At 67.3% G+C, this 17,979-nt stretch carries 16 protein-coding genes; 4 read left to right on the top strand and 12 right to left on the bottom strand.

What is annotated here, in order from left to right; genetic code table 11:
* The first annotated feature begins 31 nt into the window (after positions 1-31).
* A complete protein-coding gene (locus M3A49_RS29690; protein WP_266232185.1) occupies positions 32-2,038 on the top strand; it encodes a methyl-accepting chemotaxis protein in 2,007 nt (668 codons plus the stop codon).
* Between the two features lie 101 nt (positions 2,039-2,139).
* Here M3A49_RS29690 and M3A49_RS29685 read toward each other — a convergent pair whose 3' ends face one another.
* Positions 2,140-4,671 (bottom strand): penicillin-binding protein 1A, encoded by a 2,532-nt coding sequence (locus M3A49_RS29685; RefSeq protein ID WP_266232184.1) that lies wholly within the window; start codon positions 4,669-4,671, stop codon positions 2,140-2,142.
* Between the two features lie 292 nt (positions 4,672-4,963).
* Between M3A49_RS29685 and M3A49_RS29680 the strand changes: the two genes are divergently transcribed.
* Entirely contained in the window at positions 4,964-6,136 is a 1,173-nt protein-coding gene (locus M3A49_RS29680) for a porin (protein WP_266232183.1), read from the top strand.
* 12 nt (positions 6,137-6,148) lie between these two features.
* On the opposite strand, the gene M3A49_RS29675 is transcribed toward M3A49_RS29680, so the two are convergent.
* From M3A49_RS29675 to M3A49_RS29660, 4 genes are all read right to left on the bottom strand, one after another.
* On the bottom strand, positions 6,149-6,445 hold the full coding sequence (locus M3A49_RS29675; protein ID WP_254356430.1) for a hypothetical protein: 297 nt from the start codon (positions 6,443-6,445) through the stop codon (positions 6,149-6,151).
* Positions 6,446-6,544: 99 nt separating this feature from the next.
* The gene (locus tag M3A49_RS29670) at positions 6,545-7,159 is read right to left on the bottom strand and encodes a flavin reductase family protein (protein WP_266232182.1); all 615 of its coding nucleotides are present in this window, start codon (positions 7,157-7,159) and stop codon (positions 6,545-6,547) included.
* Between the two features lie 198 nt (positions 7,160-7,357).
* A complete protein-coding gene (locus tag M3A49_RS29665) occupies positions 7,358-7,513 on the bottom strand; it encodes a hypothetical protein (protein ID WP_165822904.1) in 156 nt (51 codons plus the stop codon).
* Positions 7,514-7,713: 200 nt separating this feature from the next.
* A complete protein-coding gene (locus M3A49_RS29660) occupies positions 7,714-8,538 on the bottom strand; it encodes a hypothetical protein (RefSeq protein ID WP_266232181.1) in 825 nt (274 codons plus the stop codon).
* A gap of 422 nt (positions 8,539-8,960) precedes the next feature.
* Here M3A49_RS29660 and M3A49_RS29655 point away from each other — a divergent pair, with 422 nt between their 5' ends.
* Positions 8,961-10,046 (top strand): AGE family epimerase/isomerase, encoded by a 1,086-nt coding sequence (locus M3A49_RS29655; RefSeq protein WP_266232180.1) that lies wholly within the window; start codon positions 8,961-8,963, stop codon positions 10,044-10,046.
* A 73-nt stretch (positions 10,047-10,119) separates the two neighbouring features.
* Here M3A49_RS29655 and M3A49_RS29650 read toward each other — a convergent pair whose 3' ends face one another.
* A complete protein-coding gene (locus M3A49_RS29650; RefSeq protein WP_266232179.1) occupies positions 10,120-11,679 on the bottom strand; it encodes a methyl-accepting chemotaxis protein in 1,560 nt (519 codons plus the stop codon).
* 291 nt (positions 11,680-11,970) lie between these two features.
* Here M3A49_RS29650 and M3A49_RS29645 point away from each other — a divergent pair, with 291 nt between their 5' ends.
* Positions 11,971-12,414 carry a PaaI family thioesterase gene (locus M3A49_RS29645; protein ID WP_254356425.1) on the top strand — a complete coding sequence of 148 codons (444 nt, stop codon included), beginning with the start codon at positions 11,971-11,973 and terminating at the stop codon, positions 12,412-12,414.
* A gap of 86 nt (positions 12,415-12,500) precedes the next feature.
* Here the strand turns inward: M3A49_RS29645 and M3A49_RS29640 are convergent, their stop codons facing one another.
* From M3A49_RS29640 to M3A49_RS29615, 6 genes are all read right to left on the bottom strand, one after another.
* Positions 12,501-13,349: an ureidoglycolate lyase gene (locus M3A49_RS29640; protein WP_266232178.1), complete on the bottom strand. Its 849-nt coding sequence runs from the start codon at positions 13,347-13,349 to the stop codon at positions 12,501-12,503.
* Between the two features lie 69 nt (positions 13,350-13,418).
* The gene (locus M3A49_RS29635; RefSeq protein ID WP_028202869.1) at positions 13,419-14,162 is read right to left on the bottom strand and encodes an SDR family oxidoreductase; all 744 of its coding nucleotides are present in this window, start codon (positions 14,160-14,162) and stop codon (positions 13,419-13,421) included.
* A gap of 156 nt (positions 14,163-14,318) precedes the next feature.
* Positions 14,319-15,194, bottom strand: coding sequence for an amidohydrolase family protein (locus M3A49_RS29630; RefSeq protein WP_266232177.1), 876 nt, complete (start codon positions 15,192-15,194; stop codon positions 14,319-14,321).
* A gap of 3 nt (positions 15,195-15,197) precedes the next feature.
* Positions 15,198-16,235 (bottom strand): aldo/keto reductase, encoded by a 1,038-nt coding sequence (locus M3A49_RS29625; protein ID WP_266232176.1) that lies wholly within the window; start codon positions 16,233-16,235, stop codon positions 15,198-15,200.
* 57 nt (positions 16,236-16,292) lie between these two features.
* A complete protein-coding gene (locus M3A49_RS29620; protein WP_266232175.1) occupies positions 16,293-17,606 on the bottom strand; it encodes a UxaA family hydrolase in 1,314 nt (437 codons plus the stop codon).
* A gap of 42 nt (positions 17,607-17,648) precedes the next feature.
* On the bottom strand, positions 17,649-17,978 hold the full coding sequence (locus M3A49_RS29615; protein ID WP_028202865.1) for a UxaA family hydrolase: 330 nt from the start codon (positions 17,976-17,978) through the stop codon (positions 17,649-17,651).
* Position 17,979: the final 1 nt, after the last annotated feature.

Here is a 17,979-nt window from a genome sequence, read left to right as displayed (position 1 = left end):
TCCTCACAAGCTCTATTACGGAACCGATTTCATGCTTTCACGCTTATCAGGCCGCGCGAGCGTCGGCGTACGCCTCGCCTTGCTATCGTGCGTGCTCGTCGCAGCGATATTTGCCGCCTTCACGTGGGCGATCACGCATTCGGCGGCGACCCAGGTCGGCGAACAGGTGCGCACGCGCATTGCCGAAAAGGACCAGTCGGTCGCCTCGTCGATCTCGCTCATCGACGGCGCGCTCGCAGCCGAAGTCGACCGTGCCATGCAGCTCTTCGAGAGCTTCCTGCCCGGCGCCTTCGCGCTCGACGCGACGCAAACGGTCGACATTGGCGGCAAGGCCACGCCGGTCTTCAAGTCCGGCGACCACGTGCTGAACCTGGACTTCACGATCCCCGACCAGTTTCTCGCGCGCAGCGGCGAAATCGCCACCGTTTTCGCGCGCAGCGGCGACGACTTCGTGCGCGTGACCACGTCGCTCAAGAAGCAGGACGGTTCGCGTGCGATCGGCACGCTGCTCGACCGCAAGGGCCCCGCGTATGGCCCGATCATGGCCAACCGCACCTACACCGGCCTCGCGCAGTTATTCGGCAAGCAGTACATCACGCAGTACAAGCCGATTCTCGACGCGAGCGGCCACGTGATCGGCGCGCTTTTCGTCGGCGTGGACGTGGGCGCGCAGATCGACGCGCTCAAGAGCGAGATCGCCAAGCTCAAGATCGGCGAGAGCGGCTATTACTTCGTGATGGACGCGTCGAACGGCCCGACGCGCGGCACCTTCCTCGTCCACCCGAGCGCCGTCGGCAAGCACTACGACGACGCCGACGCGCCCTGGTCGCGCATGCTCGAAGCGCGCGAAGGCACGCTCGACTACACCTCCGCCGACTCGACACGCAGCGAGGGCGACGCGCGCGCGAAGTTCGTCTCGTTCGTGAGCGTGCCGCAGTGGCAATGGCTCGTGGGCGGCGTCGCCGTGCGCGACGAGATCATGGCGGAAGTGAACGCCACGCGCGACCGCTTCGCGGCCATCGGCCTCGTGCTGGTCGCGCTCTTCGCGGCGCTGTCGATCTACGCGGCGCGCCGCCTCGTGAGCCGGCCGCTCGACGCCGCCGCGCAAGCCGCCGGCCAGCTCGCCGCGGGCGACCTCACGGTGCGCATCGGCAACAACAGCCGCAACGGCATCGGACATGGCGATGCAGCGAACGCGCAAGGCACGGCGGCCGCCGACGAGATCGGCCGCCTCACGCGCGCCATCGACGGCATCGGCGTAGGCCTCGCGCAGATCGTCGCGCAGGTGCGCAGCGCCACGGCGCAGATGAGCGAGGACACCTCGCGCATCGCGCAAGGCAGCGGCGAGATCGCTTCGCGTATCGCGAGCCAGGCGAGCAGCCTGGAGGAGACGGCGGCGAGCATGGAAGAGCTCACCTCCACCGTGCAGCAGAACGCCGACCACGCGACGCGCGCCAACACCGTGGTGACGAGCGCAGCCGAAGCCGCGCTCGACGGCGGGCGCGCCGTGAGCCGCGTCGTGGAAACGATGAACGACATCAGCCGCGCGTCGCAGAAGATCGCCGAGATCACTGGCGTGATCGACGGCATCGCATTCCAGACCAACATCCTCGCGCTCAATGCGGCCGTGGAAGCGGCGCGGGCGGGCGAGCACGGCAAGGGCTTCGCGGTGGTCGCGAGCGAAGTGCGCGCGCTCGCGCAGCGCAGCGCGGCGGCCGCGAAGGAAATCTCGGCGCTGATCACCGAATCGTCGTCGACGGTCGAGACGGGCTACCGTATCGCCGGTGAAGCGAGCACGACCATGCGCGGCATCGTTGCGCGCGTCGATGAAGTGCGCTCGATCATCGGCGAGATCAGCACAGCCTCGCGCGAACAGTCGGGCGGCATCGAGCAGGTGAATATCGCGGTTTCGCAGATCGGCGCGGCGACGCAGCAGAACGCCGCGCTCGTGGGCGACGCCGAGCGCGCCGCCGCCGCGCTCAACGAGCATGCGGCAGCGCTCGCCGAACTCGTTTCCGTATTCAAGGTGCGCGAGTAACGCACGTGTAGCACCTTCAGGGCATGATGCGCAGTGCCCAACAAATAAAAAAGGCAGCGTCGCAAGACGCTGCCTTTTTTATTAACGGCGCGAGGCCGCGCTCATTGCCCCTGCGGCTGCGCCGCGGGCGGCGTGTAGCTCGCGCTCGCGCCCGGCGTATCAGGGTCCGCCTCGTCGGGCGTCGGGGTCGGCGCAAGCGCAGGCGCCTGCGCCGGATACGAAGGCTGCGGGGCAAGCGCCGCCGGCGCGCTGGACGGCCCGATGATCGGCGGCAGGCCCATGATCGCGCGCGCGGCGGACTCTGCGGCCGCCGCCGAAGCGGCAGACGGCGCCGATGCCTCCGCAGGTGCCGATGCCCCCGCCGCCGAAGCCACAGCAGGCACAGAGGCCGGTGCCGGCGCGCTCACGCGCGGCGGCGGCGCATGCCGCACCGGCGGGGCCGGAGGCGGCGCTTCGTGCTTGCCGAACAGCTTGTCCATCCACGCGCGCAGCTTCTCGCGGAAGGCTTCGAACGCGCCCGGCGTCACCTCGGTGTCGAAGCGCGCACGCGGATCCACGAGGCGCGAGCGCAACGCACGCTGGAAGAAGTCGCCGACGATCGGCAGCGCGCTGCGCGCGCCCTGCCCCCAGTAGTCGTCGAGCGTCACGCGGCCGTCGTCGAAGCCCACCCACGCGCCCGCCACGAGTTGCGGGTCCATCAGGATGAACCAGCCGTCCGTATTGCCCTGGGTCGTGCCGGTCTTGCCCGCCACGTCGCCACGAATGCCGAAACGTGTGCGGATGGCCGAGCCCGTGCCGCGGTTCACGACGTCGCGCATCGTGTCGAGCAGCGTGCGGTCCGCCTCCGCTGAAAGCGCCCGCTCGGGCGAAGCGCTCTCGAACTGCGCGAGCACGTTGCCCTTGCGGTCCTCGATGCTCGTGACCATGCGCGGTTCGAGATACTCGCCGTCGTTGGCGATGGTGCTGTACGCGGAGACCATCTCCTTCAACGTGACCGGGCTCGTGCCGAGCGCAAGCGACGGCACCGGGTCGAGCTGGCTGTCGCGCACGCCCATCGCGCGCGCGAGCCGCGCAACCTTGTCCGGGCCCACCGTCTGCATGAGCTGCGCGGTGATGCGGTTGCGCGAGAACGCGATCGCGTCGCGCAGTGTCATCGGGCGATTGCTGGGCGGCACGTCGTCGGTCGGCTTCCAGATTTCGCCGCCCGCCAGCGGAATCTCCACCGGCTGGTCGATGAACGTGTCGCTCGGCTTCGCGCCCGCCGCGTAGGCCGCGCCGTACACGAACGGCTTGAACGTCGAGCCGGGCTGACGGCGCGCCTGCTGCACGTGGTCGAACGGCTCGTCGGTAAAGTCGCGGCTGCCCACCCACGCCTTGATCTGCCCGTTGCGCGGGTCGATGGCGAGGAAGCCCGCCTCCACCGCGGTCTTGCTCTTGCAGAGGTTGCGCATGAAGGTGCGGTCGCCAGCGAGCTGCTTGAGCGCGTCGGCGTCGTTCGCGCCCGCGTCGCGTGCGCTCTTGTAGTCCTGCGTTTCGCGCATGAAGGTCGCGAACAGGTCGTTGCCGGCCACGCAGCCGTTGCGCCCGCTCCATGCGCCGTTGGCGATGCCCTGCAGCTGGTTCGTATGCTGGCGCAGCGCGGCGGTTGCCATCTGCTGGAGGCGCGAATCGATCGTGGTGCGCACCACGAGGCCATCCGAATAGATGTTGTAGTCGTTGCGGTCGGCCCACGAAATCAGCCATTTGCGCAGTTGCAGCGCGAAGTGCGGTGCGGGGCCGGGCGGCTCGGTCTGACGCTCGAAGTCGAGGCGCAGCGGCTTCTTCGAGAGCGCGGCGTACTGCGCCTCGCTGAGCTTGCCGTACTTCACCATCTGGCCGAGCACGGTGTTGCGCCGGGCGAGCGCGCGCTCAGGGTTGATCACCGGGTTGTAATAGGCGTTGCCCTTGAGCATGCCGGTGAGCGTCGCGGCTTGCAGAATGTCGAGCTGATCCGCCGAAACGCCGAAGTAGGTGCGCGCCGCCATCTCGATGCCGTAGGCGTTGTAGAGGAACGGCACCGTGTTCAGATACGTCTCGAGAATCTGCTGCTTGCTATACACCGCCTCGATCTTGAACGCCGTGATCGCTTCCTTGATCTTGCGCGTGAGCGTGGGCGCGCGGCCGATTTCATCGGGATAGAGATTGCGCGCGAGCTGCTGCGTAATGGTCGAGCCGCCCTGGCGCTCGCCCGAGAACGTGTGCAATGCCGCGCCCGCCGTGCGCTTGAAGTCGATGCCGTGGTGCTCGTAGAAGCGGTGATCCTCGGTGGAAATCAGCGCATCGACCATGTGCGGCGAGATCTGCGCGAGCGGCACCCATTCGCGGTTCGAGGGCTTGAACTCGGCGAGCACCTTGCCGTCGGCGGACAGAATCTGGGCCGGTTCGTCCACACGCGCCTTGCGGATGTCGCCAATGCCCGGCGTGAACGGAATCAGCACGAGCACGTAGAGCAAGACGAGCGCCGGCAACGCGCCAATGGTCATGAGCACGCCGCGCCGCGTGGGATGCCGCAGATGATGGAGCGCACGCGCCCCCAGCGGGCGAACAAACCCGCCCAGCCGCGCGGCAGCGGGCTTCAGGCGGGACAACGACATCGCGATTCGATCGCGGATCAACGGCACGTAACGCTTCACGCGGCAGGTAGGGTCGGCTGGCAAAGCGTGAATCGTACCAAACTCGCAAGGCCGCTCCTGCTTCCCGCCAGGTGCAAGCCCTCGATCGCCTGAGTCGATGCCTGACTCGATTTATGACAGGGAGATGAAATCATCCTTCCAGATCGAGGAAGAATCCTCTCCAGTCACAGCCGGTTTTTCCGGAGTCTTTCCCTCCCTACACTCCTGTCGCTGTTGCACACGCCACGAAACAACAACGCTACAGGAACCGCGAATGAAGAACCCCCTCTCGCTCACCACCGCTGCCGCCGTGCTCGGCGCACTCGGCACGCTCGCCGCGCCCGCGGCCCACGCGCAAAGCTCGGTCACGCTCTACGGCCTGATCGACGCCGGCATCATGTACACGAATAACGTCGCGAGCGGCAAGTCGGGCGGCGCGCTCTGGCAGGCAACGAGCGGCAACGTGAACGGCAGCCGCTTCGGCGTGCGCGGCAGCGAGGACCTGGGCGGCGGCCTGCATGCGGTCTTCGTGCTCGAAAACGGCTTCAACGTGCAGAACGGCAAGCTGGGCCAGGACGGCCGCATGTTCGGCCGCCAGGCCTACGTGGGCCTCGCGAGCGACCAGTTCGGCTCGCTCACGCTCGGCCGCCAGTACGACTCGCTCGTCGACTTCGTCGCGCCGCTCTCTGCCACGGCGGGCACCTTCGGCGACACGGGCTTCGCGCATCCGTTCGACAACGACAACCTGAACCACTCGCTGCGCATGAGCAACGCCGTCAAGTTCACGAGCAACACGTATAGCGGCCTGAAGTTCGGCGCGTTGTACGCGTTCTCGAACCAGACCGACTTCGCCGTGAACCGCGCCTACAGCTTCGGCGCGAGCTACACCAACGGGCCGCTCGCCATCGCGGCCGGTTATCTGCAGCTGAACGGCACCCAGGGCGCGACGGCGAGCAGCCCGGGCGCGGTGGATCTCGCGGAATCGACGGCCAACGGCAAGGGTGGCTTCGCACTCGGCGCCGACCGCCTGCGTTCGTTCGGCGGCGGCATCAACTACACGTTCGGGCCGGCTACGGCAGGCTTCGTGTTCACGCGTAGCGAGTACGCGGGCACCATCTCGTTCGGCTCGCAGGGCGGCGACATGAGCTTCAACAATTACGAAGTGAACGGGAAGTATCAGTTGAACCCGGCGTGGAGCCTGGGCCTCGCCTACACCTTCACGGATGGCCACGTGAGCAACACGACCACCTTCGGCGCCGATCCGAAGTGGAACCAGGTGGACGCACAGGTCGTGTACCGCCTCTCGAAGCGCACCGACCTCTACGGCGAGGCCATGTACCAGCACGCCTCGGGACACAACTACGTGGCGTTCATCAACACGGCGGGCGGCGCGTCTACGACGGCCAATCAGGTGGTGGGGACGGTAGGCTTGCGCGCCCGCTTCTGATCACGCTTCCGGTCACAACAGGAGCGATAGCGCGATCGATACCCACACGGCAACCGCGCCGCAGAGAAAGGCGCGGCGCGCCATCAGGAAGCGCGACTCGTCGTTGGGTTTCGCGGGCGAGGTGGCGAGCCAGGGCACACTGCCGAGGCACGCGAAGCCCGCGAGCGCGATGCCGACGACCACCCGGTCGCCGATGCGCCAGGCCGAAGGCTCGTGCAGCCCCCAGTAGGCCAGCGCGATCATGCCGATCGAAAACATCGTGGAGGCGGCAGAACTGAGCGCCACCACCGATCCCGTCGGAGATTGCATGGATTGCCTCCCTGCGCGCCTCGCGCTGTCGGGCCATTATCGGCGGGCGGGCGGGACGCGGCAACGCCGCGACCCGTTCATCCCGAAGCGCGCAGCGGCTTACGCGCTCGGCCGCACCATCTGGAACATCTCGCCGATCTGCGCGTAGTCGGCGCGATAGCCCGCGCGCATCACGGGCTGGGCGGCGTGCGTGTCGAACAGGCCGTCCTTCAGGAATTCCTCGCGAATGTGCACACCCACCACCTGCCCCAGCGCGAGCCAGTTGTTCATCGGCGCGCCGTCCAGCGTGTTGAGCCGCACGACCTGCAGCAGCTTGCATTCGAGCGCGGCCGGCGACTCCGCCACGTGCGGCACCGCGACGCTGCGGCCCGGCGCGGCCGTGAGGCCCGCGAGCGCGAATTCGTCAATATCGGCAGCGACCGGCGCGGAGGTGCGGTTCATCTGCGGCGCCAGCGCCTTTGAGGTGAAATTCCAGACGAACTCACCGGTCTCTTCGATGTTGCTGATGCTGTCCTTGCGGCCTTCGCTGCAGAACCCGATGATCGGCGGAAATGTGGCGAACGCGCCGAAGAAGCTGTAGGGCGCGAGATTGAGCGCGCCGCTTTTCGCGCGGCTGGCGATCCAGCCGATCATGCGCGGCGCGACGATCGCCTTGAACGGATCGTGCGGCAGGCCATGGCCTTGGGCGGGATCGTAGAAGTAGGTATTGGACATGATGAGGCGTAGCGATTTCGATGCGGCATCACTATGACACGAGCCGCGCGCGGCTGCCGTCACGCCAGAGGCTTGCAACCGCCCCAAAACGCAGCAAGGCCGGCTCTCTTGCGAGAGCCGGCCTTGCTTGAAGACCTGGCGGTCTGACCGGAGAAACGCGTTGGACGGCACGCGCCGTCCGAAGCGCTTCAGCTTCGATCAGTCACGCGGCATGCCGAACGGCATGTAGTGCGAGCGGCGAACGCGCTCGGCTTCGCGGTGACGCGCTTCGTACGAGTATTCCGAATCCATCGGCAGATACGGCGACGCGAAGAGGTCGCTCACCTTTTGGAACAGGGCAAAGATGAAGCTCATGGCGACTCCCAGTTAGGCTGCAATTCAGGGTTTTCCCTAGGACAGAACGAATTATAGGGTTTTCCCTAGGGCAACGCTAGTGCAGCGCAGCAAAAAAACTGCGACGCGCCGTCGCACGGGGTCGAGCGCATTCGATGCGTTGCAACAAAGCAACGCATCGAGTTTTCGGATACAGGGGCGGGATCGCGGGGCGAAGCCGGTCAGCGCGTGGCTTTCTGGGCGCTTTTCGCGTGAGCCGCACGCGCGGCATGCGCCGCTGCATGGCGTGCGGGGGCGGGCGATGCCTTGGCGGGCGCCGCCCTGGACGACACGCGTGCTGGCGCCGCCGGGGTTTCCGCGGGAGCGGCAGCGGCCGCGGTGGCAGCGGCGGTTTGCGCGGCAACGCGCTGCGACAGCTCGTCGAGCGTCGACTGCTGCTTCAGGATGAACTGCTCGAGGCGGGCCTCGTCGGCGCGGGATTCGTTTGCGAGGCTATCGAGCCGCACCGACTGCGCGATCCCGAAACCGACCGATGCGAGCACCGCCACCGAAGCGGCGGCGACCACCCACTTTTGTTGGCGCGACGAGGCGACCGCCATGCGGCGCTGCTCGGCGAGCGCGCCCTGGAGCGCGTCGAGGCGCTGCGTCAGCGCGTCCGGCTCAGTGGCCGTCTGAGCCGCTTCGGGAGCGAACCCAGTGGGTTCCACGCGCTCAGCAGAGTCGGCGGCAAACGACGGCTCGGCAACAAAGGCTGCGGCTGCCGGGTCCTGCACCGCCCCAATGCCCGGCGCCACCGCTTCGGCCACGGCAGACGCCGCGGCACGTTTCGCCCGCGGCGCGCGGCGCGCAGTCGTTGCACCCGCAACGGGGCTCGCCGCGCCGGCCTCCTCGGCGAGCGCGGCCATCGCTCGAGCAGGCTCGGCGCTTTCGAAGCCGCTCAGCGTTCCCTGGCGCACAGCGGCATCCGCTTCGGCCACGGCGGCGAGGTCCTCGCCGGCAAGCGCGTGCGGAGCATCGGATTCGACAGCAGGCGGGGATTCAGTCACGTTGGACGACGCAGACGTCGCGCGGGGCTGCCACGGCGCGTTGCGTTCGGGATGCGAAGAGCTCAAGGATGCGGTATCTGCGTAATCAGCCATGGGTCAGCGATGCGGTTCGCGTCGCGCGCCGGCCGGTCACGGCCGCTTGGCGACGTCCTCGTGTTCTGGTTCGAACGCGCATTGTCGCACGCCGGAACGCGCCGCCAGGGGCTCTGCCCCGACTTACCCAGCCGGCATCGACCAACGCCTTGCGCAGTCAACCCGGTGCGCCGTCCTCGCGAAATTCCTTCACGTCGGGCAAGCGGCGCAGCGTCGCGCAAATACGCGAGCGCGCTGCGGCAGACTGGAATGTCCCGCGCAGTTTGCGAATGCGTACAATCGCCGGCATTGCTCATTTGAAGTGACGCGCTCCGCCGCACCTTTTCGCCATGAACACACCTACGAGCGCAGCCAGCCTGCGCGAGCATTTCGACCGCGTCGTCCTGCCGATGTGGCGCGGCCCGGGCTTCAATGCCGAACTGCGCCTGCCCTACGAGGCGCTCGATGCGGCCGGCGCGCAGCCGCTGCCCGTCATGCGCTACCGCGCGATGGCATGCGCCCGCCAGCTCTTCGTCTTCTCCCAGGCCGGCGACGCCGCGCACGCGCAAACGCTCTTCGAAACGCTGCGCCACACTTATCGGGACCCGAAGCACGGCGGATGGTTCTATAGCGTCGACGCAGCCGGCGCGCCGCTCGACACCACCAAGGACCTCTACACGCACGCCTTCGTGGTGTTCGCAACCGCGGCCTACGGCCAGCGCTTCGGCGCGGCCGAAGCGCTCGACGTCGCGCGCGAAACGTCCTCGCTGATCGTCGACCGCTTCGCGGCCCGCGACGGCCTGCTGAATGCGGCGCTCGACGTTTCCTTTGCGAGCGTCACCGGCGGCCCGCTGCAGAATCCGCTCATGCACCTCACCGAAGCCTGGCTCGCCGCGAGCGAGGCGACCGGCGACAGCGCGTTCGACACGGCGATCACGCGTCTCGTCGAGGCGCTCGCGCGCGGCTTCCTGCACGCGCCGACGGGCTGTATCGCCGAATTGCCGATCGGCGCGGCGGATAACCGCCTCGAGCCCGGACATCAGTTCGAATGGTTCTGGCTGGCAACGCGCGCGGGCGCCCGGTTGGGCGCGTCGGGACTGGACGAGGCGCTCGCGCGCGCCTTCGCCTTTGCGCAGGAGCACGGCGTGGACCCGGAAACGGGAGCCGTGGCGGCCGCGCTCGACGAGCACGGTCATGTGACTGATGCGACGCAGCGCATCTGGGCGCAGACGGAATACTTGCGCGCGCTCGCCACGCACGGCGACGCCGCGGTGCGCGCCGCGCTCGCGCCGCAGATCGGGCGCTTCGCGCCGCGCTTTCTCACGCCGCAGGGCTGGGTGGAATGCCGCAGCGCAAACGGCGACGTGGCGCGCGCGGACATGCCGTCCACGACGCCGTATCACCTCTTGACCGCCTATCAGGGCATGGGCGTCTGAGGCGCAACCACGCGAAGCGCCGACGCAGGCGGGCGCAAGCCCGCCCACGTGGCGCCCGGACCGCTCAAGTCGCTTAGGCCGCCAGCACCGCCGGCGAAATCTCGAACGCGGCCACGGCCTCGGAAAGCTGGCGCGTCTGCTGATGCAGCGAAGCCGCGGCAGCCGCGGCTTCCTCGACGAGCGCCGCGTTCTGCTGGGTCATCTGGTCCATCTGCGAGACGGCCTGATTCACCTGGTCAATGCCCGAGCTCTGCTCGAGCGACGAGGCGCTGATCCCCGCCATCATCTGCGTAGCCCGCGAGATCGAGTTCGACACCTCGCGCATCGACTCGCCCGCGCGCTCCACCAGTTCCGAGCCGCCGCGGATCTGCGAAACCGACTCGCTGATCAGCGTCTTGATCTCCTTGGCCGACTGCGCGCTGCGCTGCGCGAGTCCACGCACCTCGCCCGCCACGACCGCGAAACCCCGGCCCTGCTCACCCGCGCGCGCCGCTTCCACGGCCGCGTTGAGCGCGAGAATGTTGGTCTGGAACGCGATGCCGTCGATCACGCCGATGATCTCCGCGATCTTGTCCGAGCTTTGCGCAATGCCGCGCATGCGCTCGACTACCTCGCCCACCACGGCGCCGCCGCGCGCAGTCGCGTCGAGCGCCGCCTCCGCCAGCGCGTTCGCCTCGCGCGCGTTGTCGGCTGTGTTGCGCACGGTGCCCGTCAGTTCCTCCATGCTCGCCGCCGTTTGCTCCAGCGACGCCGCCTGCGATTCGGTGCGCGCCGAAAGATCGGCGTTGCCGGTGGCGATCTCGTCGGCGCCCACGTTGATCGAGCCCGCCGTTTCGCGCACGGTGTGGACCGTGCGCGCGAGGCTCGCCTGCATCAGCGCAAGGCCCTGGAACAGCCGGCCGATCTCGTTCTCGCCGCGCGCCGCGATGCGCTCGTCGAGGCGCCCGCGCGCGATGCGTTCGAAATGGCGGCCCGCTTCCTCGAGCGGCTCCACCACGCCGCGGCGCAGCGCGAGGTGCACGCCGGTCGCGAGTGCGATCAGCAGGACCAGGATGAAGATGCCCACGCCCTGGAAGAGCGCGAGACGCGAGTCGATCGAATCGAGCGATGCGCGGCTCGCCGCGGCGCTGAACTGCGCGAAGGCGTGCAGTTCAGCGAGATAGGCGTCCTGGTACGACTGCGTCGGCTGGTCGAGGAAGGCCTGCAGATTGTTGCCGTTGAGGTCGTCGATCAGTTCGCCGAGCGCCTTGCGGTACACCTGGTAGCGCTCGCCGAGCGCGGCGACGCGCGCGCGGTTGTCGTCGTTGATCGGCGGCACGGCCATGAGCGCCGCAAACGTGGTGTCGGCGGCGGCCAGCTGGTCGCGCGCGTGATTGACCATGTCGGTCGGCACCGTGCCGCCGCGGACCATGCGCGTGCCCGCGCGCGAGAGATTGATACGGGCGTCCATCAACTGCTGGGTGATGACGTTGGCGGCGCTCGCCTGCCGCAACGCCACTTTCGAGAGGTCGGCCACGTCGTCGTGCGTGCGTGTAAGCGACCAGTAACCAAGTCCTGCGGTCACGAGCTGCAGTACACAGAACGCGACGAGGACACACAACAGGCCGGATGCGACCTTGATCTTGCTGAACATCGGGGACACCTGGGATGGCAGTGAATGAGTGAGGCTCGAGCATGTGATCGCTCGGGCCCGCACTGCGTTTACGGCCACGCAAACCCGGTTTTTGAGCCCTAAACGGTGAATAAACCGTGAAAAAACGCCCCAAAATGCGTAACGGATCACTTCAGCAATGGTCGCGCGGCCATTCCCTGCATTTCTCGCAACAATAGAATGGCCGACTCGGTTCGATTCACCTTGACTCGACGCTGAGGCTTCCTACAGTGGTTAGGAAACCACTCGGGGATAGACCCAGGGAATGCGACGATGACAGATCTTGTGGACCGCGCGCGCGGCGCTTTGCATGCCCAACCGTTCAGCGTGCTGCTCGGAACCGAACTGACACACGTGGGCGCCGACGAGCTGACCCTGCGTCTGCCCGTCCGCGACGAACTCAAGCAGCAGCATGGCTACGTGCATGGCGGGGTGATCAGCTATCTCGCCGACAACGCGCTGACCTTCGCCGGCGCGCTGGCGCTCGGGCCGCGGGTGGTGACGGGGGAATACAAGATCAACTATCTGCGCCCGGCGCTCAAGGGCACGCTGATGGCGCGGGCGCGCGTGGTGCACGCGGGGCGCCATCAGGCCACCTGCCAGTGCAGCGTGTACGTGATGGAAAACGGCGACGAAAAGCTCGTGGCGCTCGCGCAGGGGACGGTGAACCGGCTCGCGGAAGGCAGCGGGCCGGAAGAGAAAAGTCCGGCGAACTGAGAAGCCCGCGCCGCAAAACAAAGCGCGCGAGGCGAAGCGGGTCTCTCCCGCCTCCCCTCGCGCGCTTTTTCGTGCTTCAAGCGCGCTTACTCTGCCGCGCGCGTTTTCTGCTGCTGCTCGCCCAGGCCCTCGATGCCAAGGCGCACCGTCTGCCCCGCCTTCAGGAACACAGGGTTCGGCTTCACGCCCATGCCCACGCCCGGCGGCGTGCCGGTGGAGATCACGTCGCCCGGCTGCAGGCTCATGCACTCCGAGAGATACGAAACGAGCTTCGCGACCGTGAAGATCATCGTGCGCGTGCTGCCGTTCTGGTAACGATGGCCGTCGACCTCGAGCCACATGGAGAGGTTCTGCGGATCGGCCACTTCGTCGCGCGTGACGAGCCACGGGCCGGTCGGGCCGAAGGTGTCGAAGCCCTTGCCCTTGTCCCACTGCCCGCCGCGCTCGATCTGCCATTCGCGCTCGGACACGTCGTTGATCACGCAGTAGCCCGCCACGTAGTTGAGCGCATCGGCCTCTCTCACGTTCTTCGCGTGCTTGCCAATCACCACGCCCAGCTCCACTTCCCAGTCGGTCTTCTTCGAGCCGCGCGGGATCTCGATGTCGTCATTCGGGCCGACGATGGCGCTCGTCCACTTGTTGAAGACGACCGGCTCGCTCGGCACCGGCATGCCCGACTCGGCGGCGTGATCGGCATAGTTCAGGCCGATACAGACCATCTTGCCGATGTGGCCCACGCAGGGCCCGATACGCGGATTGCCTTCGACGAGCGGCAGCGTTTCCGGATCGATCGTGCGCAGTTGTGCGAGGCCGGCGTCCGAGAGCACGTCGCCCGCAATGTCGGCCACGTTGCCCGAGAGCGCGCGAATGCGGCCTTCGGCGTCGAGCAGGCCCGGTTTCTCGTGGCCCTTCGGGCCATAGCGAAGCAGTTTCATCGTCTGTGTTCCTCGTGTGTCTGTGCGTTGCAGTCGGTCAGAATCGCCTGGGGCGAATGTCGGGGCTAACTAGTTAGACCATCCGCCGTCGATCACATGCGCCTGGCCGGTCGTGAACCCGGATTCGTCAGAGGCGAGGTAAAGCGCGAGCGCCGCGATTTCCTCGGGCTTGCCCACGCGCCCCATCGGCTGGCGCGCGACGAACGCGGCGCGCGCCGCGTCCACGCTCGTGCCCTGCGCCGCCGCCTGCGTGGCGATGCGCTCCTCCAGCGACGGCGACGACACCGTGCCCGGGCAGATCGCGTTGCAGCGGATGCCGCGCGTCACGAAGTCCGCGGCCACGGCCTTCGTCAACCCTATCACAGCGGCCTTCGAGGCGCCGTACACGAAGCGGTTGGGCACGCCCTTCACGCTCGACGCCGCCGACGACATGTTGATGATCGACCCGCCGCCCTTCGCCAGCATGCCCGGCAGGAAGGCGCGGATGGTCCGGTACATCGCCTTCGCGTTCAGATCGAACGCGAAGTCCCAGTCTTCTTCGCTCGCTTCCAGTATCGAGCCCGCGTGCACGAAGCCCGCGCAATTGAACAGCACGTCGATCGCGCCCAGTTCCTGCGCGAGCGCCGTGATGGCCGCGCCGTCGAGCACGTCGAGCTTGCGCGCCTCGACCGGCAGCGCCGCAAGCGCGTCGATGCGCAGGTCCGTGGCGATCACGCGTGCGCCTTCGCGGGCGAACAGTTCGGCGGCCGCGTAGCCGATGCCCTGGCCTGCCGCGGTGATCAAGGCCGTCTTGCCGGCCAGTCTTTGTACCATCTGCCACTCCGGTTGGAAGCGCGGCACGGCGATACCCCGTATTGCAGCAGGCCCCCATGCCGCGATCGAGCGATGAAATCGCGGGAAGAAGTTGGGATGACGCAAACGGCCATTATGGCGACGCAGGCGCGCCTCGTGGCGTTCGGCGGACGTTTTCTAACCGGCTGGATGGTCTCCGAGCCCGGTTTTAAGCCGATAGAAAGCCGCCGCGTTGCCGCCGAATACGGCGGCGCGCTCGTCAGCGGAAAGTGTCTGTGTGAGCTGTTGCGCGCTCGCGTGCCAGCGTACGTAATCGGCATTGAGGTTCAGCACCGGCCAGTCGCTACCCCACATGAGGCGTTGCGGCCCAAACGCGGCAAGCAGATGCGCGACCCACGGCGCGAGCGTGGCGTCGTTCCAGCCAGGCGCGGCTTCGGTCGCGAGCCCGGAAAGCTTGCAGTGCACTTGCGGAAATCGCGCGAACCGCGAGATGGCCTGCGACCATGGGGCGTAACCGTTTTCGCCACCGTCTGCAATTGGCGGCTTCGCGCCATGATCGATCACGACGCGCAGCGCAGGATTGCGCGCGAGAAAGGTCGCAAGCGCATGCGCATGGCGCGTGAAAACGAGTGCGTCGAAGGCTAGATCGTGTGCGATGAGCGCTTCCACGCCTCGCGCGGTATCGGCATTCTCGATCCAGTCGTCGTCGGGCAGGTCTTGGAGCATGGGGCGCACACCGCGTAGCTTCGGCTCGCGCGCGAGTTCGGCGATCAGCGTGGCGACGTGCGGGTCGTCGAGCGGCACCCAGCCCACCACGCCCGCGATCGAGGGCTCGTTGCGCGCAAGATCGAGCAGCCAGCGCGTTTCTTCGACAGTCGGCGCAGCCTGCACGACCACCGTGCGCGCCACGCCGCACGACGCGCGCAGCGGCGCGAGATCAGCGGGTCCGAACGCACGATACAGCGCGGTCATCGAAGGCGTGAGCCAGCCGTAATCGCTGCGCGCGGGATCCCAATAGTGCTGATGGGCGTCGATCCGTTCGATTGTAGCCATGGCTCAAGCCTGCGGCAGCGGCGCGCGCGGATCGATGAGACCCTTGTCGCGCAGCGCGAGCCACAACTCGCGGGGCAAATTCGTCTCGAACGAGGCGACGTTCTCGCGCACCTCCTGCGGGCTGCGCGCGCCGTTGAGCACAGTCGCCACGGCCGGGTGCGCATAGGGAAACTGCAGCGCCGCCGCCGCGAGCGGCGCGTCGTAGGTCCGGCAGATCGTTTCGAGCCGCGCCACGCGTTCGACCACTTCTTGCGGCGCATCGGCATAGTTGAACTTGAGTTCGCCGAGCAGCCCGTGCGCGAGAATGCCCGAATTGAACGCGCCGCCTAGCAGAATGCTCACACCCTTCTTCTCGCACTCAGGCAGCAGGTCGTCGAGCGGCGCCTGTTCGAGCAGCGTATAGCGGCCCGCCAGCAGCGCGCAGTCGATGTCGAATTCCTGCATCGCCTCGCGTATCACTTCGCGCTCGTTCACGCCGAAGCCGATCGCCTTGATCACGCCCGCCTTGCGCAATTCGTCGAGCGCCTTGAAACCGCTGTCGCTCAGTTGCCGCCAGTAATGCTCGTTGCGCTCGCCGTGCGTGTAGCGGCCGATATCGTGCACGAGCAGGATATCGATCTCGACGAGGCCGAGACGCTGCTGGCTGTCTTCGAACGAACGCAGGATGCCGTCGCGCGTGTAGTCGAAGATCGCTTCGAAGGGCAGCGGGTTTTGCCAGCCCTCGCTGCCGTCGTAAGGGTGCGTGCGCGGCACGAAATGGCGGCCCACTTTCGTGGAAATCGCGTACTCACTGCGCGGATAGCGCCGCAGCGCCGCGCCCAGCCGGTGCTCGGCCTTGGTGTGGCCGTAGTGCGGCGCGGTATCGAAAAAGCGGATGCCGGCTTGCCACGCGGCATCGACGGTGGCTTGCGCCTCTTCTTCGGACAGGTCGCGATACAGGCCGCCGAGCGGCGCGGTGCCTAGACCCAATGCGCTAACTTCGAGCGCCGTGCGGCCGATACGGCGCGTATGCGCCACCCTGGGATGCTGTTCTTGCGCCATGGCTCGTCACCTCCTGGAGATGGTTGCTCTCACAACGAAATCATCCGACTGCGCATTTCAGTTCGCGGCTTCGACAATCGGCACGCGCACGCTGGCGGGCAGGCATGCGGGGCCGACTGGCTCGAACGTCTTGTACGTGAGGATAAACTCCTGGTGCCCGAGCATTTCCGACTTCGAACGCTCGCCGCCCGCTACCGCCAGCGTGCGGTCGAACACTTCGCGCCCCACTTCGTCGAGCGACGCGCGCCCTTCCAGAATGCGGCCCGCGTCCACGTCCATGTCGCCGGCGAGGTTGCGGTAGGTCAGCGGATTCGCGCACACCTTGATGACGGGCGCAAGCGCCGAGCCCACCACCGACCCGCGCCCCGTCGTGAACAGGATCACGTGCGCGCCGCAGGCGATCAGCTCCGCGATTTCCGCATTGTCGCTGATATTCGGAAAGCCGAAGCGCGGCTCGCCATCGGGCACCACGTCGAGCAGATAAAGACCACCCGTGGGCGGCACGTCGCCCGGCTTCACGATGCCGACGATCGGCGAGGCGCCGCTTTTCGCATACGCGCCGAGCGACTTCTCTTCCTGCGTGGTGAGGCCGCCGTCCGCGTTGCCGACGGCGAACGAACCGTGGCCGAGAATCGAGTAATAGCGCGCCGCCTTGGCCACGCTCGCCACGATCTCCTCGCCCAGTTCGGGTCTTGCCGCCCGGCTCTTCATGTGGAATTCACAGCCCACCAGTTCGCCGGTTTCCTCGAATATGCAGGCCGAACCCGCTGCGATCAGCTGATCGAAGGCGCGGCCCACGGCCGGGTTGGCGGTGATGCCGCTCGTGCCGTCCGAGCCGCCGCAAATCGTGCCGACCACAAGTTCATCGAGGCGCATCGGCACTTTCTGTTGCGCGGCGAGCTGCGCACGCGCCTCGCGCACCCAGTCGAGACCGTACTGGATCGTGCTGCGCGTGCCGCCCTTTTCCTGGATCGTCAGGACTTCTACCGGACGGCCACTGGCGCGCACCTGCTCCACGAGATAATGCTTGTTCATGCTCTCGCAGCCGAGCGAGACGAACAGCACCGCGCCCACGTTCGGATGCGTGGTGAGCTGCTTCATCATCTTCTCGGCGTAGCTGTTCGGGTAACAGCCCGGAAAGCCGATCAGATGCACTGGCGGCTCTTTTGGCTGCTGCAACGCGTGCGGATCGTCGAAGGCGCCAAAGGGCTCGCGGAACTGCGCGACGATTTCCTGCGCCACATGGTGCGCGCATTCCACGAGATAGGCCACCGCAACCACGTTGCGAATGCCCTTGCGGCCGTCGTTGCGCGGCCAGCCTTCGAGCATCGGCGCGACGGCTTGTGAAGGGGTGACGTTGCTATCGCTCATAACTTGAATCCTGCTCGCGGCACGTGCCGCATCATGGTGGCGTTACTTGTGCGGCACGAACTCGTGCCCCGCGTCGTGCGTATAGGTCGGCAAGTAATCGCTTTCCAGGTTGTGCGTGTGCAGATGCTCGCCGCGCGCCACCGGCTCGTTCACGTGGCCGATGCGCGCGCCATAGCGCAGCACCTTCTCGTCTTGCGCGAGCGCGCGGCGCGCCACCTTGTGGCCGAGTTCGATCGTCTTCGCGAGCGTCACGCGCTCGCCTTCTATCTCCACCGTCTCGCCCGCCGCCAGGCGCGCCGCCGCGATCAGGCAGTTGTCCTCAGGCGCGAGCAGAATGAGGCGGGAGTCGGTATGGGGTGCGTTGCCGTTCACA

The organism is Paraburkholderia sp. CNPSo 3076 (assembly GCF_026343935.1).
GTDB classification, from domain to species: domain Bacteria; phylum Pseudomonadota; class Gammaproteobacteria; order Burkholderiales; family Burkholderiaceae; genus Paraburkholderia; species Paraburkholderia nodosa.
This window is presented reverse-complemented; position numbering and strand designations above follow the sequence as displayed.

What these genes read in the sequence shown, in the direction of transcription:
- M3A49_RS29690 (WP_266232185.1), top strand. Translation starts at nt 32, where the DNA reads ATGCTTTCACGCTTATCAGGCCGCGCGAGCGTCGGCGTACGCCTCGCC.
- M3A49_RS29685 (WP_266232184.1), bottom strand. Translation starts at nt 4,671, where the DNA reads ATGTCGTTGTCCCGCCTGAAGCCCGCTGCCGCGCGGCTGGGCGGGTTT.
- M3A49_RS29680 (WP_266232183.1), top strand. Translation starts at nt 4,964, where the DNA reads ATGAAGAACCCCCTCTCGCTCACCACCGCTGCCGCCGTGCTCGGCGCA.
- M3A49_RS29675 (WP_254356430.1), bottom strand. Translation starts at nt 6,445, where the DNA reads ATGCAATCTCCGACGGGATCGGTGGTGGCGCTCAGTTCTGCCGCCTCC.
- M3A49_RS29670 (WP_266232182.1), bottom strand. Translation starts at nt 7,159, where the DNA reads ATGTCCAATACCTACTTCTACGATCCCGCCCAAGGCCATGGCCTGCCG.
- M3A49_RS29665 (WP_165822904.1), bottom strand. Translation starts at nt 7,513, where the DNA reads ATGAGCTTCATCTTTGCCCTGTTCCAAAAGGTGAGCGACCTCTTCGCG.
- M3A49_RS29655 (WP_266232180.1), top strand. Translation starts at nt 8,961, where the DNA reads ATGAACACACCTACGAGCGCAGCCAGCCTGCGCGAGCATTTCGACCGC.
- M3A49_RS29650 (WP_266232179.1), bottom strand. Translation starts at nt 11,679, where the DNA reads ATGTTCAGCAAGATCAAGGTCGCATCCGGCCTGTTGTGTGTCCTCGTC.
- M3A49_RS29645 (WP_254356425.1), top strand. Translation starts at nt 11,971, where the DNA reads ATGACAGATCTTGTGGACCGCGCGCGCGGCGCTTTGCATGCCCAACCG.
- M3A49_RS29640 (WP_266232178.1), bottom strand. Translation starts at nt 13,349, where the DNA reads ATGAAACTGCTTCGCTATGGCCCGAAGGGCCACGAGAAACCGGGCCTG.
- M3A49_RS29635 (WP_028202869.1), bottom strand. Translation starts at nt 14,162, where the DNA reads ATGGTACAAAGACTGGCCGGCAAGACGGCCTTGATCACCGCGGCAGGC.
- M3A49_RS29630 (WP_266232177.1), bottom strand. Translation starts at nt 15,194, where the DNA reads ATGGCTACAATCGAACGGATCGACGCCCATCAGCACTATTGGGATCCC.
- M3A49_RS29625 (WP_266232176.1), bottom strand. Translation starts at nt 16,235, where the DNA reads ATGGCGCAAGAACAGCATCCCAGGGTGGCGCATACGCGCCGTATCGGC.
- M3A49_RS29620 (WP_266232175.1), bottom strand. Translation starts at nt 17,606, where the DNA reads ATGAGCGATAGCAACGTCACCCCTTCACAAGCCGTCGCGCCGATGCTC.